Below are 18829 nucleotides of genomic sequence, written 5' to 3' on the forward strand. Positions count from 1 at the left end.
GATATGCAATATTTGTGGGATCGAAATGAATTAGTTAATATTTTAGGTAATAAAATCATCGGTAACTTGGTTATGGGGGTTACCGGGGTTTCTATTGATAGTCGCTCTTTACAAAAGGGAGATATATTTTTTGCTATAAATGGTAATAATTACGATGGTCATGATTTTTTAGAGCATGCTATTAAAGCTGGTGCAGCAGCTATTGTAGCAGATAAAAAATATTTAGACAAAATAACTAATTTAATAGAAATTTATAGTAAAAACATAACAGTTTTCTTAGTTGATGATGTTTTATTAGCACTAGAAAAATTAGCTATCTTTGCTAGAGCTAGAACTAAAGCAAAAGTTATTGCAGTAACAGGATCTGTCGGTAAAACGACTACTAAAGAATTATTTTTAGTAGCCTTACAACAAATAGGGAAAACTCATGTTTCTCCTGCTTCATTTAATAATCATTGGGGCGTACCTTTATCTTTAGCGCGTTTGCCGAAAGATTATGATTATGCAATCTTTGAGATAGGAATGAATCATAAAGGAGAAATAGATAAATTATCAAAAATGGTAAAACCAGATATTGGTGTAGTCACTTTAATTGCTCCCGCTCATTTAGGAGCTTTTTCTTCCTTACATGAGATTGCATTAGCTAAAGCAGAATTATTTGATAATATGAATTTATCTGCTACTATTTTTTTGAATAAAGATGATATTTTTACTGATGTATTAATCACTAAAGTTCCAGCTAATGTACAGATTAAATATTTTGGTGTTAGTAGTGAGGACATCAATTATAAAGCTAGTAACATAGTAAATTATAGTGATAAAATTAAATTCTTTTTTAAGGATGTTGATAATAATATTTCTTTTCCCGTAAATTTGAAATTAATGCCATTACATATAGTAAAAAATAGTATCGCTGTGTTAGGTGTAGTTGCTTATCTTAAGGAAGATTTATCTAAAGCTATTAAAGGAATAGAAAATTTTAGTTTAGGAGCCGGTCGTGGGCTTACTTATAAAATTAATATAGCGGATAAGGGAGAAATTGTAATTATAGATGAAAGCTATAATGCTAATCCGGTTTCTATGATAGAAACATTGAAATTTTTTGCAAGTTTAACTAATAGTAAGGGTAAAAAAATTGCTATCTTAGCAGATATGCTAGAATTAGGTGAGCAGACACAATATTATCATGAAAATTTAGCCGAGGTAATTTTATCTTTAAAGTTAGATAAAATATTATTATTAGGTAACAATATGAAATTTCTACATGATATATTATTACCTTATAATATATCTATCCATAATTCAACTATTGAGGAATTATATGAGAATTTATTAAAAAATATAAATAAAGATGATTATTTAATGTTAAAAGGATCCAATGCTATGGATTTGAAAAAACTATTATCAAAAATATCTGAGATTTAAAATTAGGAATAAATAATGCTATTATATCTGTTAGCACTGTCTGAATCTTTTCCTGCAGTTAGACTTATTAGTTATTTAACTTTTCGTACTGGAGCTGCATTATTAACATCTATGCTGATAGTATTTATCTATGGGCCTATGTTGATAAGATTATTAAAAGTTAAGCAAGGATATCAACCAATAAGAGATGATGGACCACAAACACATTTTAAGAAATCTGGTACTCCAACTATGGGTGGAGTAATAATTTTACTAGCGGTTTTTTTATCTTCTTTATTATGGGTTAATTTGCATAATATCTATGTTTGGTTGGTGTTGGGCGTTACTTTGGCGTTTGGTCTGATAGGTTTTTATGATGATTATCTTAAAGTAACTAAACAATGTCATAAAGGCTTTTCTTCTAAACTAAGATTAATGTTAGAAATTGGTATCGCTGCTGTGGTCGCAATTTATGTTTTCTATAGAGCGGGGTCATTAATTAATATTCCTTATTTGAAAGATGTTTATTTTGATATTGGTTTGTTATTTATACCGTTTGCTATCTGTGTAATTGTAGGAGCAGGAAATGCAGTCAATTTTACTGATGGTTTAGATGGATTAGCTATCGCGCCTGTTATGATAGCTTCAGCTTCTTTCGCATTAATTGCCTATTTATGTGGAAATTGGGTCTTTGCAAAATATTTACAAATAGCTTATGTATCTGGAGTTGGAGATTTGGCTGTTATCTTGGGTGCTGTGATTGGTGCAGGCCTTGGATTTTTATGGTTTAATGCACCACCGGCTGCTATCTTTATGGGCGACACTGGGTCATTAGCATTAGGTGGAATGTTAGGGGCGGTTGCTGTTATCACTCATCATGAAATTATTTTAGCAATAATTGGAGGTTTATTCGTTTTCGAAACATTATCTGTTATAATACAAGTGGTATCATTTAAATTAACTGGAAAAAGAGTTTTTAGAATGGCTCCTATTCATCACCACTTTGAACAAAAGGGGTGGACAGAAAGCCAAGTAGTAATAAGATTTTGGATTATTGCTATTGTTTTAGCCTTAATTGGTTTAGCTAGTTTGAAGTTGAGATAGGTATGATAGTTGCAAAAACTTTTATTGATAAAAAAGTAGCTATAGTAGGCTTAGGTCAATCAGGTCTTGTTACAGCTCACGCTTTAATAGCAGGTAATGCGCAAGTCTTTTGTTGGGATGATGATGAAAATATACGTAAAAAAGCTGAGTTAGCTGGTTTGAAAATTTGTAATTTAAAAACTGCTAATTGGGCAGAATTTGATTATCTGGTTTTATCACCAGCTATAGCTCTTAATTATCCAGAGCCACATTGGAGTGTAATTAAGGCTAAGCAAGCTAATGTACCGGTAATTGGCGATGTGGAAATATTTATTAGAGAGTGGAAAAATTTTTTAATAGAAAATAATCTATCTTATCATGATTGTCCATTAATCACTATAAGTGGTACTAATGGTAAATCTACTACAACAGCTTTGTTAGAATATTTATTAAAGAATATTAATTATAAGACTCAGATAGGTGGTAATATTGGTATTGCTATTTTATCTTTAGAGCCCTTCGAAAAAGACAAATATTATATAATTGAATTATCATCTTATCAAATAGATTTATCGCCATCGTTATATTCAACTATAGCTTTATTATTAAATATTACGCCTGATCATATCGACAGACATAAAAATTTTTACAATTATAGTAGGATAAAAAGAAGGTTAGTAGAAAATAGTAATATTGCTTTATTGAATGTTGATGATGAAAATATTAGAAAAATTAAATTAACGAATGCTTATAAAGTATCTATTAAGGATAAAAAAACTTATTATAGAATAGAAAATAATAATTTTATAGCAGGAGATGAGATTTTAACTAATTTAGGAAAATTAGATAATCTGCCAGGCGAACATAATTTACAAAATTTAGCCATGGCCTTAGCAGCAATAGCCTATATAACTAACAATAAAATAAAAGATATTAAAGATATTATTAATAATTTTAACGCCTTACCACATAGATTAGAACAAGTTAGAAAATATAAAAATATTATATTTGTTAATGATTCTAAAGCTACTAATGCACAAGCTACTAAACAAGCTTTACTAGCTTTTAATAATATCCATTGGATTGTTGGTGGAGTTGCTAAAGAGGGTGGAATAAAGGAGCTGTTACCAATTTTGCAAAATGTAACACATGCTTATCTTATTGGAGAAGCAGCACAAGAGTTTGCGCAAGATTTGGTTGGACAGGTTAAATATGATATTTGTCATAATATGGAAACTGCAGTAGTAAAATCTTTTCAAAATGCTATAAGTCAAACTAGTAATAAGCAAAATATTATTTTATTATCACCAGCTTGTGCTAGTTTTGACCAATTTGATAATTATCTTCAAAGAGGAGATAAATTTAAACAATTGGTTCAACAAATTATATAATATATATTTGCTATAAGGTAATAAAATGGTGCTAAAAGTTAAGCAGGGTGGGTTTTTATTTAAGTGGTGGCGTACTGTGGATAGGAGCTTGCTAGTGATAGCTTTACTATTAATTATGGTAGGGCTTATTTTGTCTTTTGCTTCTACACCTGCAATTGCAAAGAAATATTCTTTACCTTATTATTATTTTGTTATACGACATGTTATTTATTTGTTAATAGCATTATCAATAATGATAGCTATATCATTTTTGTCGGTAGAAAATATTTGTAAGTTATCTTTTTTGCTGTTTTTTTTCTCTATATTGTTACTTTTGTTAACTCTTTTTAATGGAATAGAAATTAAAGGGGCTAAGCGATGGTTAGCATTTGCTGGAGTATCGTTACAGCCATCTGAATTTATGAAACCATTTTATATAATATGTTCTGCTTTCTTGATGATATATGCTGTTAAATATAATAACCTGACTTTAAAAATACTTATGTTTGTAAGTTTACTTGTGGTTGCTACTTTATTAATTTTACAACCAGATTATGGCCAAATGATTTTGATTTTTTTAATATGGTCAATTATGTATTTTTTATCTGGAGCTTCGTTGATTTTAATAATGCCCTTGGTTGGAATATTGGCCACTATAACGATGATAGCTTATTTTTATGTTTCACATTTTAGAAATAGAATTATTAGTTTTATTACTGGTGAGGGGAATAATTTTCAGACCGAATTAGCAATTGATGCTATTAAAAAAGGTGGATGGTTTGGGGTTGGTCCTGGTGAAGGAAAAATTAAAAATATTTTACCAGATAGTTATACTGATTTTATTTTTGTAGTGGCGGCAGAAGAATTTGGAATTATATTTTGTATTATTATTTTACTGTTATACCTTGTTTTATTTGTCAGGTTAATTTATTTGTCTATGCAGCAATCAGATTTATTTAAAAGATTAGCTATCGCAGGACTCGCATTATTGCTAATCCTGCAAGCGCTGGTTAATATATCTGTGAATGTTAACTTGATACCTTCTAAGGGAATGACATTAACCTTAATATCTTATGGAGGATCATCGTTAATAGCTAGTGCTATAGCAATAGGATTATTATTAGGACTTACCCGTAAATATCCTAAAATATTTTTTTATAACAGATAATTATATGAGGCAAAAGTGAAAAATAATAACGTAATAATTCTAGTTGCAGGAGGAACCGGAGGACATTTATTTCCAGCACAGTCCTTAGCTGAAGAATTAAGAAAAGAAAAAGTGCAGATAATTTTATTTACTGATAATAGAGCAAAAAAGTTTGTTAATAGTAATGTTTTTGATAAAATATATGCGCTACCAGCAGCGACAATAAATAGTAAAAATCCTGTTAAAATAATTAAAACTATTTTTACTTTAATGAAAGGTCTTTATAAGGCTAATCAATTGATTAAAAAATATAAACCAAAATTATTAGTAGGATTTGGAGGATATCCTACTTTGGCTCCTGTATTTGCTGCTCGGTTAAATTCTATACCTACTTTAATACATGAACAAAATAAAGTAATGGGACGAGCAAATAAGCTGTTATCGCGTTGGGTAAAGGCAATAGCTTTAGGTTTTCCTTTGTCTGATAATAAATATTCTTATAAGACTTTGGTTACTGGAATTCCTCTAAGAGAAGAAGTATTAAAGCAATTACCCGCGGATTATAATATACCGAATGAAGAAGAAAAATTTAATTTATTAATTTTTGGTGGAAGTCAGGGTGCAAGTTTTTTTACTGAGATTTTTGCCGAGACTTTACCTAAATTAGATAAAGAAATATTAAAAAAATTTTCTATAACTCAACAAGTGCGAAACAATCACGATTATCAAAAACTTAATAAAATTTACAGTGATTTAGGTTTGCAATTTGAGCTTTCAGAATTTTTTACTAATATGCCTTTATTGATGAAAAAAGCTCATTTTATTATATCAAGAGCAGGTGCATCTACTGTAACTGAAATATCAGCTATGGGACGCCCGGCTTTATTGATACCTTTTCCCCATGCTTTAGATCATGATCAGGCACTCAATGCTGAATATTTAGTGGAAAGCGGTGCGATAACAGTAATAAAAGAAAATGACTTAAATGTAGAAAAATTAATATATATTTTAACTAATTTACTCACTAATAGTGAAAAATTTAAAATTCAAGCGAAAAATCTTTATGAAAAATCTCCTGCTGATATTAATAAAAATTTATTTAAATTAACACAAGGCATGATGAATAAAAAATCTATTGATATTATAAAAAAGGATCTAAAACTATGAAAATGTCCCTAAATATTGGTTGTATTCATTTTATCGGAATTGGGGGGATTGGAATGAGTGGTATTGCTGAGGCATTACATATTTTAGGTTATAAAATCCAAGGGTCTGATCAAGTTGAAAATTCTAATGTTATTCGTTTAAGGCAGAAAGGTATTAAAATCTTTATAGGTCATCATGTTAAACATGTAGAGGAGGCAGATGTTGTAGTAGTCTCAACCGCCGTTCAAGCGACTAATATAGAATTAAAAAGAGCTAGAGAAAGACGTATACCAATTGTTAAAAGAGCTGAAATGCTAGCCGAGTTAATGCGGTTTAGGCAATCTATTGCTATAGGTGGTACGCATGGTAAAACTACTACTACTTCTATTATAGCCACTTTACTGAATGAAGGAAAATATGATCCTACAGTAATAAATGGAGGTATAATAAATGCATATGGTACTAATGCTTATATAGGTAAAGGTAATTGGATGGTTGTTGAAGCTGATGAAAGTGATGGCACCTTTTTAAATTTACCTACGGATATTGCTGTAGTAACTAATATTGATCCAGAGCATTTAGATTTTTATCATAATTATGACAATGTAATAGCAGCTTTTAAAAGATTTATTGAAAATATTCCTTTTTATGGGCTAGCAGTATTATGTAATGATCATCCAATAGTGAGAGATTTAGCAAGTAAAATTGTAGATAGACGTATTGTAACTTATGGATTTGATGATAGTGCGGATGTAGTATGCACTAATTACATGGTACAATCTGGTAGAACTATTTTCGATGTTTTGATAAAACCACGGAAGCGTAAAGGAAATATTGAGTTAAAGTCTTTAGAATTACCATTACCAGGAAAATATAACATCTCTAATGCCTTGGCTGCTATAGTTGTAGCTTATACTATTGGAGTTAGTGAAGCGGCTATTAGAAGAGGGTTGAAGAATTTTTCTGGGGTAAAACGTAGATTTACCTTAACTGGATCATGGCGAGGTGTGAATTTTTATGATGATTATGCGCATCACCCGGTAGAAATAGCAGCTGTGTTAGAAGCAGCAAGGGATAGTTGTTCAGGTAGAGTAATTTTAATTATGCAGCCGCATAGATATAGTAGATTGGCTAATTTATTTGAGGAATTTGTTAATTGTATGAATTTAGCGGATATTATTATTGTTACTCCAGTCTATGAAGCGGGAGAAGAAGTTATTGAAGGTATGAATTCTATTAATTTGGTAAATAGAATTCATGATCAAGGTAAGAAAGAAACTTATCACTTAAAAAATCTAGAAGAAATAATAGATTTTTTACAATGTAATAGTAAAGCAGATGATTTAGTATTATGCGTTGGAGCTGGTAATATTACTAGTTGGTCTTATGAGTTGCCTATTGAGCTAAATAAAAGGTATAATAAATGATAGATGGTGTAAAGTTATTTAATGATTTGAAAGATAAATTTATAGATATTGAAGGAAATTTTACTCCTAATTTTGAACTAGGTAAAGCTAGTTGGTTTAGAACTGGAGGTCAGGTAGAAATTTTATTTGAGCCTGCAAGTTTAGAGGATTTGATTAAATTTATTAAATTATTACCAAAAGATATACCTATAAAATTAATAGGTATGGGTTCTAATGTTTTGGTAAGAGATGGAGGATTACAAGGATTTGTTATAAGATTATCGCCAAGGATATTTGGAGACATTAAATTATTATCACCTAACTTGGTCTCTGTTGGAGCTGGTGCTCCAGATAAGTGGCTTTCTAATTTTGCTTTAAAAAATGCTTTAGGTAATTTCCATTTTTATCAGGGTATTCCAGGGTTAATAGGAGGAGCTCTGCGCATGAATGCAGGAGCTAATGGTTTAGAAACAAGTCAATTATTACAGGAAGTAACAATATTAGATTTACAAGGAAAATTACATAAAATAAATGTATCTGAGATGGGATATAGTTATAGACATTGTAGTTTGCCTAAAGATATTATTTTTATTGATGCTACTTTTATAGCAGAAAAAGAAGACCCACAAAAAATACAACAAGATATTGAAAATGTACAATCTCACCGTAATAAAATGCAGCCCGTTAAAGAAAAAACTGGCGGGTCAACATTTAAAAATCCAGCAGGCTATTCTGCTTGGAAATTGATTGAAGAGGTAGGTGGAAGAGGATTTAAATATGGAGGTGCACAAATGTCACCTTTACATTGTAACTTTATGGTGAATTTTAATGAAGCCTCAGCTTATGACCTAGAAACACTAGGAGAATTAATGCGGAATAAAGTGTTAGAGCAAAAGCAGATAGAACTAGAGTGGGAAATAGATATCATTGGTCAACTAAAAAAGATAAATAATTAACAGCTTTGAATGATATGTTAATTACGGGTAAAGGGAGATTTATTAACTATTTAGAAAAATTTTATCTATAAAAAGACTCTCATAGGAGATGATGTTATGGCTAAAAAACACATAGTAATATTAATGGGAGGTCTATCAGCAGAGCGAGAAGTTAGTTTAGCGTCAGGAGAAGCCAGCGCAGAAGCTTTAGAAAACTTAGGGTATAAGGTAACTAGATTAGATGTTGATCATAGTTTGATACAAAGTTTACAAAATTTGAACCCTGATATAGTGTTAAATATGCTGCATGGCGAATATGGCGAAGATGGTATCATTCAAGGTATCTTAGAATATTTACAAATAGCTTATAGTCATTCTGGTGTGTTATCTTCTGCATTAGCTATGAATAAAGATCTTTCTAAAAAAATTGTGTCATCTGCTGATGTTACCGTAGCTCCTTCTGTAGTTGTTAATAAAAATGATTTATTAAAGGGCGACCCACTTAAAAGACCCTATATTATTAAACCTGTGTTAGGCGGTGGTTCAAGTGTAGGTGTATTTTTGGTTGCTAATGATAATGAAAATATTTCTGACATAATTAATAAAGCTAATTGGAAATCTGATGAGCAATTATTAGTAGAAAAATATATTCCAGGTAGAGAGTTAACATGCGCGGTTATGGGTAATAAAAGTTTGGGGGTCTGTGAAATTGTCGATGTTAATTCAAAAATTTATGATTATAGTGCAAAATATACAACAAATGGTTCAAAACATATTTGTCCTGCAAAAATTTTACCAAATATTTACGAACAAATAGAGATAATGTCTGTAAATGCTCATATAGCTTTAGGGTGTCGTGGAATTAGCAGATCAGATTTCCGTTTTAATGAGGATACTGGTGAATTAATATGGTTGGAATTAAATAGCCAGCCTGGAATGACAAAAACATCTCTTGTGCCAGATATCGCAAAAGCGGCGGGCATATCTTTTAGTGAATTATTAGAGTGGATGGTGGAGGATGCTTCTTGCAGGCGTTAATAACTGATACAAAAATGTACAAAAATAAAATATCTATTAATATAATTCATCGTTGGTGGAAAAGCTTTTCTTTTGCCATGGTAAAATTTTGCCGCGCTTTTCCGGTGTTACCTAAAAGATTTGGAATTTATTTAAGTATATGGTTGTTTCTATTAACTTTCGTTTATGGAGCTATTATTGGTGGACATTTAACTATGATCGTTAATAATGTTTCTAAATATTTAGGTATTACAGTTACAAAAGTAAATATTACCGGTTTACATTATTTAAAAGAAAAGAATATTTTAGAAATTTTAGCCTATCAAAAAGATCAATCAATTTTAGATTTTGATATTTGGGAAGCTAAAAAAAGGATAGAACAACTTCCGTGGGTAGAGAAAGTTTCGTTAACTAAATATTATCCTAATAATATTAATATAGATGTTGTTGAAAGAAAACCATTTGCTATCTTACAGATAGAAGATAATTTTAAATTAGTAGATAAATTTGGAACTATATTGACTAACCTAGAGAGAGATCAACTGCCAGCTTTACCTCTAATAGCAGGAAAGGCAGATGTAACTAAATTTGTAGAATTATGGAATTCTTTGAAAAAATATCCAGTATTGTTAAATAGAATTTCTGGATTTATTTGGGTATCAGGAAGAAGATGGGATATTTTATTACGTGATAATGTACAGGTTAAATTACCAGAATTTAATTGGAAAGATAAAATTAAACAGCTTGTTTTTTTACAAGAAAAATATAGTTCTTTTTTAAAAGATATAAATGTAATTGACTTGCGGTTAGAGGATAGAATTACTTTGCAAGTTACGAATAAAATTAAAAGTTTGAATGACGCGCGAATTAGAAGTGCATTGAAAAATGCACCTAATATGTCGTCTTTGTTAGTACGTTAGGAAAGTTGTATGGGGTTATTCAATCGTTCAACTACGCTTACTAATTTTAGAAGTAAATCTAGAATATTAAGCTTGTTAGATGTTGGTTCAAATAAAGTCGCTTGTATGATAGTAAGATTAGTGCCGCAACCAGAAACAACAAGTTTATATCAGCGTACTCATAAAATTGAAAAGTTAGGATTTTATTGTCAAAGATCACATGGAATAAGTAGAGGATCCGTAGTAGATATGGCTGCTGCAGAAAGTGCTATTCGTATTGCAGTTGATCGAGCTGAGACGCAAGCTGGAGTTATAGTAAATTCGTTAATAGTTAGTTTGTCCGGTAATCATATTTATAATTATAATTGTCGTGGTTCTAAAAAATTTATAGAACAAAATATCAATAAAAGACTAATTCAAAATGTAATAAAATATAGTTTAAAAAATATAGAAGATATACCGCAAAAGTTATTATATGCAGCACCTATTAACTATTATATAGGTGGTAAAACAAGAGTAGTTGATCCTATGCATATGTATGCTGATCAATTAGATGTCGATGTTTATGCTATCTTAGCGGACAGGCAAAATTTATGTAACTTAGAAGTTTGTTTAAATAGAGCTCAGTTAGCAGTAGAGTCTTTTGTACCTGCTCCAGTAGCTAGTGCAATATCATCTATTACCGCTGATGATGCAAAAAACGGGGTGGTATGTATAGATTTTGGTGCTGGCTCTACAAGTGCATGTGTTGTAAAAGATGAAAAAATAATTCATGTGGATTCAATTAATATGGGTGGCGATATGGTAACTTCAGATATTGCTACTGTATTAAATATTAATATCATAGAAGCTGAAAAAATAAAATTAGCTTATGGAGCTTATCGAGTAGATCAAAAAAATGATATGAAGAATTTTACAGTAAATTCTTTTGTACCAGGAGAAGGACATTGCCGTGAAGAATATAGTTATTCTTTTTTGTCTTCCATAATTAGGGCAAGAGTGAAAGAAACTATTGAATTACTGCGAAAGCGGCTATATAATGCAGGGGTAGGAAATATTTTAAGTCGTAATATTGTAATTACGGGTGGAGCAAGTTTGTTACCTTGGCTGAAAGAAGCGATTGCAGAATTAACAAAAGCACAAGTAAGACAAGGTCGACCATTTGGTGTTGCTGGTTTGGATAAAGCAGCAAGTAATGGTAGTTATTCAACATTAGTTGGGCTCGCTGTTTATCCGCAAATGTTACAACGGCAGCAAATATCGCTACAAAATATAATTACGCCCATTGATCAATTAACAATGATAGAATATGAAAAGCCTTTATCTTTTATTACAAAATGGTTAAAATAAAGCTGCACACATTGTGAAAAGGATGACGATATGCCAATAACTCTTAAAAAACCTGACATTGCCGAGCTTAAGCCTCGTATCACAGTTTTCGGAGTTGGAGGCGGTGGTGGAAATGCAGTCAATAATATGATCGCGGCTGGATTAAAAGGCGTAGATTTCGTTGTAGCTAACACCGACGCTCAAGCTCTTATGTCTTCTAAATCTGAAAGAATTATTCAATTAGGGGCCTCTGTTACTGAAGGTTTAGGAGCTGGTTCTCATCCAGAGGTAGGTAAAGCAGCTGCTGAAGAATGTTTAGATGAAATTAGAGATCATTTATCAAATACACATATGTGTTTTGTAACTGCAGGCATGGGTGGAGGAACTGGAACAGGATCTTCACCAGTTGTTGCAAAAGTTGCTAGAGAACAAGGTATCTTAACTGTAGGCGTTGTCACAAAACCATTTCATTTTGAAGGTCCTAGAAGAATGAAAGCCGCTGAGGCTGGTATCGAAGAGTTACAAAAATATGTTGATACGTTAATTGTAATACCTAATCAAAATTTATTTAGAGTAGCTAATGAAAAAACTACTTTTGCGCATGCTTTTTCTATGGCTGATCAAGTTTTATATTCAGGGGTAGCTTGTATTACCGATCTTATGGTAAAAGAGGGTTTAATTAATTTAGATTTTGCTGATGTTAAATCTGTAATGCATCAGATGGGTAAAGCTATGATGGGAACAGGAGAAGCATCTGGTGAAGATAGAGCTGTTAAAGCTGCCGAAGCTGCTATTTCTAATCCTTTGTTAGATGAAACTTCTATGAAAGGCGCTAAAGGATTATTAGTATCTATAACTGGAGGAAATGATATTACCTTATTTGAAGTAGATCAAGCTGCTACAAGAATAAGAGAAGAAGTAGACCCAGATGCTAATATTATCGTTGGAGCAACACATGAAGATAGTTTGGATGGAACAATTAAAGTTTCTGTAGTTGCTACTGGAATTGATAATTCTGATTTAATAGATGATGAACAAAATTATAATGATAGAGAAAAAGTATCTAATTTTTCTACGGTAAATACTAAAATTATTAATGAACCAATAAAACATGTAACTGCTGATAAGGAAATAACTAATAAAGATGCTAATTTAGAAATTCAGTTAGAGAAAAATATTGTTAGTAATAATTTAGTTGATGAATTTGATAAAAAAACCGAAGAAAGCAATATTTTAGATAATAAACTAGAGAATTATTCAAGATTTTCTCAAAAAATTAATCAAGATATAATAGATAAAAATTCAGAAAAACTATATGATAATTTAGTTGAACAAAGTGTAAATCAAGATACAACAGTAGGTATTATGAGGGCAGAAACTACGGCGAAAGCTCAAGCTTTTCAATATAATAAAGATGATACCCCGCAAGATAATACATCTATGAATACACAAATACAAGTAAAGACATTAGTGCAAGAAAGATTAAATCGTCATGAATATCCAGATATTATAGATAGTTACAAACAGGATATAGATGACTATAATTTCACCGAAAGAGAAGAGGCTACTCCTAGAGGCTTATGGCAAAAAATTACTCATAGTTTGAGAGGTGGACGTAAAGCAACTGATGGATTAGCTAAACTTGAGCCAGCAGATGAAATATATCAGAATAATAATAAGAGCGATTATAATATAGATTATAATAGAAATTTTAATCAACAAACTCGTAAAAAAAATGAGTTTGATCCAGAGCAACAAGAACAATTGGAAATACCTGCTTTTTTGCGGCAGCAGGGAAATAAATAGCATATTGTTAAAAATACTTATATATCAAAGATAAATATTAATTAATGATATTGTTTTAGTAATAAGTGAAGAATTATAGTTGGAGAATTTTTAAATGTGGCAAAATAGAAAATTGCTTAGCCTATTGATGACCTTGAGTTTTATTGTTTTGCTACCGGCGTGTTCTTCAGTTAATAATAACAAGAGATTAAAAATATTAGAAGCAGCACCCCCAGAAGAGCTATTTGAACTAGCGCAACAAGATATGGACGAGGGTAAGTTTGATGCTGCTTTAGTTAAATATTCTATCATTAATAAAAAAGATCTTTTTTCACCTTGGGCAGAGGCATCTTTATTAGCTGAAGCGGAGCTAAGTTATCATTTAGGTCAGTTTGATGAGGCAGAAGATGCTGGTAAAAGATATCTGCAATTATACCCTAGTTCAAATAGATTGGAATATATATATTATTTAATTGCTAACTCAGTATTTGCTAAAATTTCTGACATCGATAGAGATCAATCTATAAGTCATGAAGCAATTGATTGGTTTAGAAGAGTAATTAAAATAAATCCTAATTCCTCTTATGCTAAAGATGCAAAAGAGAAAATAGAAATTGCACGTAATCAAATAGCTGGACAAGAAATGGAAGTAGGTAGATATTATCAACAACAACACTCTTATGTGGCTGCTATTAATAGATTTGAAACAGTCATAAATGACTTTGGTGATACTAAACAAGTACCAGAAGCTTTAGCTAGATTAGTGGAATCATATATAGCTATTGGAATAAGTTCTTCAGCACAGAAATATGCTTTAGTGTTAGAAAAAAATTATCCTAATAGTGAATGGTATGGATATGTTAATTCACTATTAACACAGTAATTATGTTACAGTACAAGCATAAATTTTATGGAGCTTGTTAATATGTTATCACATATATCTGTTAGAGATATTGTTTTAATTGATAAGTTAGAAATTGATTTAACTCAAGGTTTTTCTGTCTTTACTGGAGAAACAGGTGCAGGAAAGTCTATTTTATTAGATGCTCTTGCACTTGCATTAGGTGGTCGTGGGGATGCAGCCTTGGTAAGGGCAGAGATGCCATACGGTAGTGTATCAGTAGTTTTTGATCTAGATAATAATCACCCGGCTAATGATTTTTTAAGGGCTAATGATTTTGAAGTTGAAGATAGGCTTATTTTAAGAAGAATACAATATAGAGATGGAAAATCTAAAGCTTATATTAATGACAAAATTACTAGTATAGCTTTTTTAAAAACTTTAGGTAAAAAATTAGTAGAATTGCATGGTCAACATGCTGATAGAGCGTTCATTGATATTGATGCTCATATGGATATATTAGATAATTTTGGTAATTTATTCGAACAACGTAATAAAGTAGAAGAAACTTACCAGGTTTGGCATCAATTAAATAAAAAGTTAGATGAACATAAAGAGAAAATTTTAAATTCCGCTAGAGAGGAAGAATATTTAAAAGCAAGTGTCGCTGAATTGGCTAAGTTAAATGTTATTCAAGGAGAGGAAGAAGATTTAGCACAAAAAAGAGCTAATTTAATGAAAATAGAAAAAATTGCTACTGATATTAGTGATTTTGAAAAATTTATTTCTGGTCAGCATTCGCCTATTGCGCCCTTAGCAAATTTTTTACGACGTTTTGAAAGAAAAGAGCCAGAGGAACAAAAAATATTAGAACCTTTAATCATTTCTTTAGATAAAATTGTTACTGAATTAAATGAATTAGATTATAATATTTCTGCTTTATTAAATGGATTAGATTTTAATGAAAACGAATTAGAAGACACAGAACAGAGATTATTTGCTTTGCGGGCGGCTTCACGTAAATATAATGTTTCAGTAGATATGTTGCCTAAGTTATTATCAGACTATGAAAATTCTTTATTAACATTAGAGAATGACACAATTTTAGAAACTAAATTAGTACAACAATTGGATTTGGCTTATAAAAATTATTGCTGTGAAGCTGAGCAATTATCTAAATTGCGAGAGGATGCTGCACACAAATTAATGGAGGCAATGCAACAAGAATTAAATAATTTAAAGTTAGGACAAGCTACATTCATTGTAAAAATATTTAGCGATAATAATATTACTAAAACAACTGGGTTTGATAAAATAGAATTTTGGGTGCAAACTAATCCAAATACTGTAGCGGGTCCAATGATGAAAGTTGCGTCAGGTGGAGAATTAGCTCGTTTACTATTAGCTTTAAAAGTTTGCATAGCAGAAAATGATAGTGTGGCAACTTTGGTATTTGATGAGATAGATACAGGTGTGTCAGGAGCCGTTTCTGCTGCTATTGGTCAACATTTAGCAAAATTATCAAAAAAAGTACAAACTTTATGTGTGACTCATGCTGCTCAAGTAGCAGCTTATGCGACTAATCATTTTTTAATTCAGAAATCAACACTGGATGAAAGCTCTTCAGCTACTAATATTTATAAGATTAGCGCTGAACAACGACAGGAAGAATTAGCTCGTTTATTGTCAGGTGATAAAATAACTTCAGAAGCAAGAGCTGCAGCTAATAGTTTATTATTGGAAACTATAAGTTCATATTAGTGGTTTAGTTAAAATTATTTATAAAATTAATACTGAACAAATAGTAATAGATTTGCTTTATTGGTGTTAGGTAATAAATCATTTCACTAATAAATCCTGAGTTAATATATAATTATTAGGTGATATTAATAAGTTAGTTTAAATTCTTTATAAGCTCAATGCTGAACCATAATAGTAGTAGTTAATTTTGTCAGATAATAAAATAATTTCCGCGATAGATACGCAGCGAATAGTTTATTATTAAAGATAATTAGTTGATATTAGTGGTTAGCTAGAATTATTTATAAGATTAATGCTGAACAATAATAGCCAAGTAGTTAATTTTGTCAGGTAATGCAATGACTTTATAAGCAAAAAACTAGTTAATATATTGATGAGAGCATTAATTAATATTATTTGGAGTAATTATGAATTTTGATTCAGAGTTTAATGAAAAACAAGAAATATATAAGTTAATTGAACAAATAAATAGACATGACTATCTTTATTATAGTCTGGATAATCCAGAGATAGATGACGATGAATATGATATGTTGCGTCGTAAATTACATATATTAGTTAAAAAATATCCTGATTTAGAACATATTGCTAGTCAGACATTAAATAAAGTTGGAGCTAAACCATCAGAAAAATTAGCTAAAATAACTTATAAAGTTCCTATGTTATCTTTAGATAATGCTTTTTCTGCAGAAGATGTAGAAGAATTTTTAACTAGAGTTAGAAATTATTTATCTTTAGGTATAGATGACAATATTTCACTCACAGCAGAACCTAAAATTGACGGATTATCTTTATCATTACGTTATGAAAAAGGTATATTAGTTCAGGCTTCGACAAGGGGTGATGGTACAAATGGAGAAAATGTTACACAAAATGCTAAGATGATTGCAGATATCCCTTTAAAATTACACGGTAAAAACATTCCTGATATCTTAGAAGTTAGAGGAGAATGTTACATGCAAAAATCTGATTTTTTTGCATTAAATAATGATAGTAGTTTAATTATATCTGCAGATAGCAAACAGAAATCAAAATTTGCTACACCAAGAAATGCCGCCGCTGGTTCATTAAGGCAATTAGATACTGATATTATTGCAGAACGAAAATTAAGATTTTTTGTATATGCTTGGGGTGAGATTTCATATTTACCAGCTAATAGTCAGTTTGGAATGATTGAGAAATTTGCTGAATATGGCTTTATAGTTAATCCTATGCTTAAGTTATGCTATTCGTTACAAGATTTATTAGATCATTATGAATATATAAAAAGCCAAAGAGATGAATTAAATTACGATATTGATGGTGTTGTTTATAAAATAAATGATTTACAGCAGCAAAAAAGATTAGGGGCTGTCTCTAGAGCACCACGTTGGGCTATCGCACATAAATTTCCTGCTGAAAAGAAAATTACTAAAATTAATAAAATTGATGTTCAAGTAGGGCGTACTGGAGTGTTAACTCCTGTTGCTATTTTAGAACCAGTAACGATAGGCGGTGTTACTATTACTAGAGCTACCTTACATAATGAAGATTATATTGCGGGTAGATCGACTAATGGAAAAATAATAAGAGAGGGCAGAGATATAAGGGTTGGCGATACTGTTATAATACAAAGGGCTGGCGATGTAATACCACAAGTAGTGGATGTTATTATTGAAAAACGTCAGTTAAACTCTGAGCCTTTTAGATTTCCAAATAATTGTCCTGTTTGTGGTAGTCCTATTGTTAAAGAAGAGGGCGAAAATATTAAACGATGCACAGGATTTTTTAATTGTTCTGCTCAAGCCATTGAGCGATTAAAACATTTTGTATCACGTGATGCATTTAATATTGAAGGATTAGCAGAAAAAAAGCTCAAATTTTTATTTGAGATAGAAAATGAGGATTTAAAAATTAAAAATCCCGTAGATATTTTTACCTTGGAAAAAAGACAAAAAAACTCCTTACAGAAGTTAGATAAATTATATAGATTTGGAGAAGATTCTGTAAAAAATTTATTTAATGCTATAAATAATAGTCGTCTAATTCCTTTATATCGTTTTATTTATGCGTTAGGAATTCCTCATATTGGTTTAACAACTTCGAAAAATATTGCGGAACAATATCTTACTTATGAAAATTTTTTACAAGCGGTTGAGCAACGTCTTTTAGTTAATATTGACTCTTTAGGTGAAATAATGGCCGAGGCCATTTATCAGTTTTTTGCGGAAACTAATAATATCAATTTGTTAGATAATTTATTAAAAGAAATAACAATCTTACCGCAAGAAAGAATAATAATAGAGAAGGATTCACCTATAGCAGGTAAAACAATTGTTTTTACTGGATCTTTAAATAATATGTCTAGAAGTGAAGCTAAAACACAAGCCAAAAGATTAGGCGCAAAAGTTGTATCAGCTATTTCGAGTAAAGTTGATATTTTAATTATAGGAGAAAAATCTAGTAGTAAAAAGGCTAAAGCAGAATTATTAAATATACAAATCATGCCACAAGATGAATGGTTTAAAATTTTAAAAGAATATCAAGATTAAATATCTTTTAATTATTAAAAGCTAAATTTTTAGACAGTTAATAGCTAAAGTCTATATCATAGGTTAACATTATCTAGCTGCAGAAGTTAGTATTGTTAGACTTTCTAAATGTTCTAAGAATGAACGTTCTAGTTTAATATTGCTTTTACTATGGTCTATTCTTGAATGGAGATTA

At 30.5% G+C, this 18829-nt stretch carries 13 protein-coding genes and 1 pseudogene; all 14 read left to right on the plus strand.

The window, feature by feature from the left end; all coding sequences use genetic code 11:
* Window positions 1–3: 3 nt before the first annotated feature.
* The gene (murF, locus tag AB6T46_RS02475) at window positions 4–1425 is read left to right on the plus strand and encodes a UDP-N-acetylmuramoyl-tripeptide--D-alanyl-D-alanine ligase (protein WP_370931848.1); all 1422 of its coding nucleotides are present in this window, start codon (window positions 4–6) and stop codon (window positions 1423–1425) included.
* A gap of 15 nt (window positions 1426–1440) precedes the next feature.
* Entirely contained in the window at window positions 1441–2508 is a 1068-nt protein-coding gene (gene mraY, locus AB6T46_RS02480; RefSeq protein ID WP_370931849.1) for a phospho-N-acetylmuramoyl-pentapeptide-transferase, read from the plus strand.
* Between the two features lie 2 nt (window positions 2509–2510).
* Window positions 2511–3878 (plus strand): UDP-N-acetylmuramoyl-L-alanine--D-glutamate ligase, encoded by a 1368-nt coding sequence (murD, locus tag AB6T46_RS02485; protein WP_370931850.1) that lies wholly within the window; start codon window positions 2511–2513, stop codon window positions 3876–3878.
* A gap of 25 nt (window positions 3879–3903) precedes the next feature.
* On the plus strand, window positions 3904–5025 hold the full coding sequence (locus tag AB6T46_RS02490; RefSeq protein WP_370931851.1) for an FtsW/RodA/SpoVE family cell cycle protein: 1122 nt from the start codon (window positions 3904–3906) through the stop codon (window positions 5023–5025).
* A 15-nt stretch (window positions 5026–5040) separates the two neighbouring features.
* Window positions 5041–6171: an undecaprenyldiphospho-muramoylpentapeptide beta-N-acetylglucosaminyltransferase gene (gene murG / locus AB6T46_RS02495; protein ID WP_370931852.1), complete on the plus strand. Its 1131-nt coding sequence runs from the start codon at window positions 5041–5043 to the stop codon at window positions 6169–6171.
* Window positions 6168–7577: a UDP-N-acetylmuramate--L-alanine ligase gene (gene murC / locus AB6T46_RS02500; protein WP_370931853.1), complete on the plus strand. Its 1410-nt coding sequence runs from the start codon at window positions 6168–6170 to the stop codon at window positions 7575–7577. The genes murG and murC overlap by 4 nt, the downstream gene beginning before the upstream one ends.
* A complete protein-coding gene (gene murB / locus AB6T46_RS02505; RefSeq protein WP_370931854.1) occupies window positions 7574–8512 on the plus strand; it encodes a UDP-N-acetylmuramate dehydrogenase in 939 nt (312 codons plus the stop codon). The genes murC and murB overlap by 4 nt, the downstream gene beginning before the upstream one ends.
* Window positions 8513–8608: 96 nt before the next feature.
* The gene (locus AB6T46_RS02510) at window positions 8609–9529 is read left to right on the plus strand and encodes a D-alanine--D-alanine ligase (protein WP_370931855.1); all 921 of its coding nucleotides are present in this window, start codon (window positions 8609–8611) and stop codon (window positions 9527–9529) included.
* A complete protein-coding gene (locus tag AB6T46_RS02515; RefSeq protein ID WP_370931856.1) occupies window positions 9517–10428 on the plus strand; it encodes a cell division protein FtsQ/DivIB in 912 nt (303 codons plus the stop codon). The genes AB6T46_RS02510 and AB6T46_RS02515 overlap by 13 nt, the downstream gene beginning before the upstream one ends.
* A 9-nt stretch (window positions 10429–10437) precedes the next feature.
* Window positions 10438–11757, plus strand: coding sequence for a cell division protein FtsA (gene ftsA / locus AB6T46_RS02520; RefSeq protein ID WP_370931857.1), 1320 nt, complete (start codon window positions 10438–10440; stop codon window positions 11755–11757).
* Window positions 11758–11787: 30 nt separating this feature from the next.
* Window positions 11788–12757: pseudogene (gene ftsZ / locus AB6T46_RS02525) on the plus strand (cell division protein FtsZ); the annotation flags it as partial.
* An 879-nt stretch (window positions 12758–13636) separates the two neighbouring features.
* On the plus strand, window positions 13637–14404 hold the full coding sequence (locus AB6T46_RS02530) for an outer membrane protein assembly factor BamD (protein ID WP_370931858.1): 768 nt from the start codon (window positions 13637–13639) through the stop codon (window positions 14402–14404).
* A 27-nt stretch (window positions 14405–14431) separates the two neighbouring features.
* Window positions 14432–16123, plus strand: coding sequence for a DNA repair protein RecN (gene recN, locus AB6T46_RS02535; RefSeq protein WP_370931859.1), 1692 nt, complete (start codon window positions 14432–14434; stop codon window positions 16121–16123).
* A 407-nt stretch (window positions 16124–16530) separates the two neighbouring features.
* Window positions 16531–18654: an NAD-dependent DNA ligase LigA gene (gene ligA, locus AB6T46_RS02540; protein ID WP_370931860.1), complete on the plus strand. Its 2124-nt coding sequence runs from the start codon at window positions 16531–16533 to the stop codon at window positions 18652–18654.
* Window positions 18655–18829 lie beyond the last annotated feature (175 nt).

The organism is Bartonella sp. DGB1, from assembly GCF_041345015.1.
Classification (GTDB): Bacteria; Pseudomonadota; Alphaproteobacteria; order Rhizobiales; family Rhizobiaceae; genus DGB1.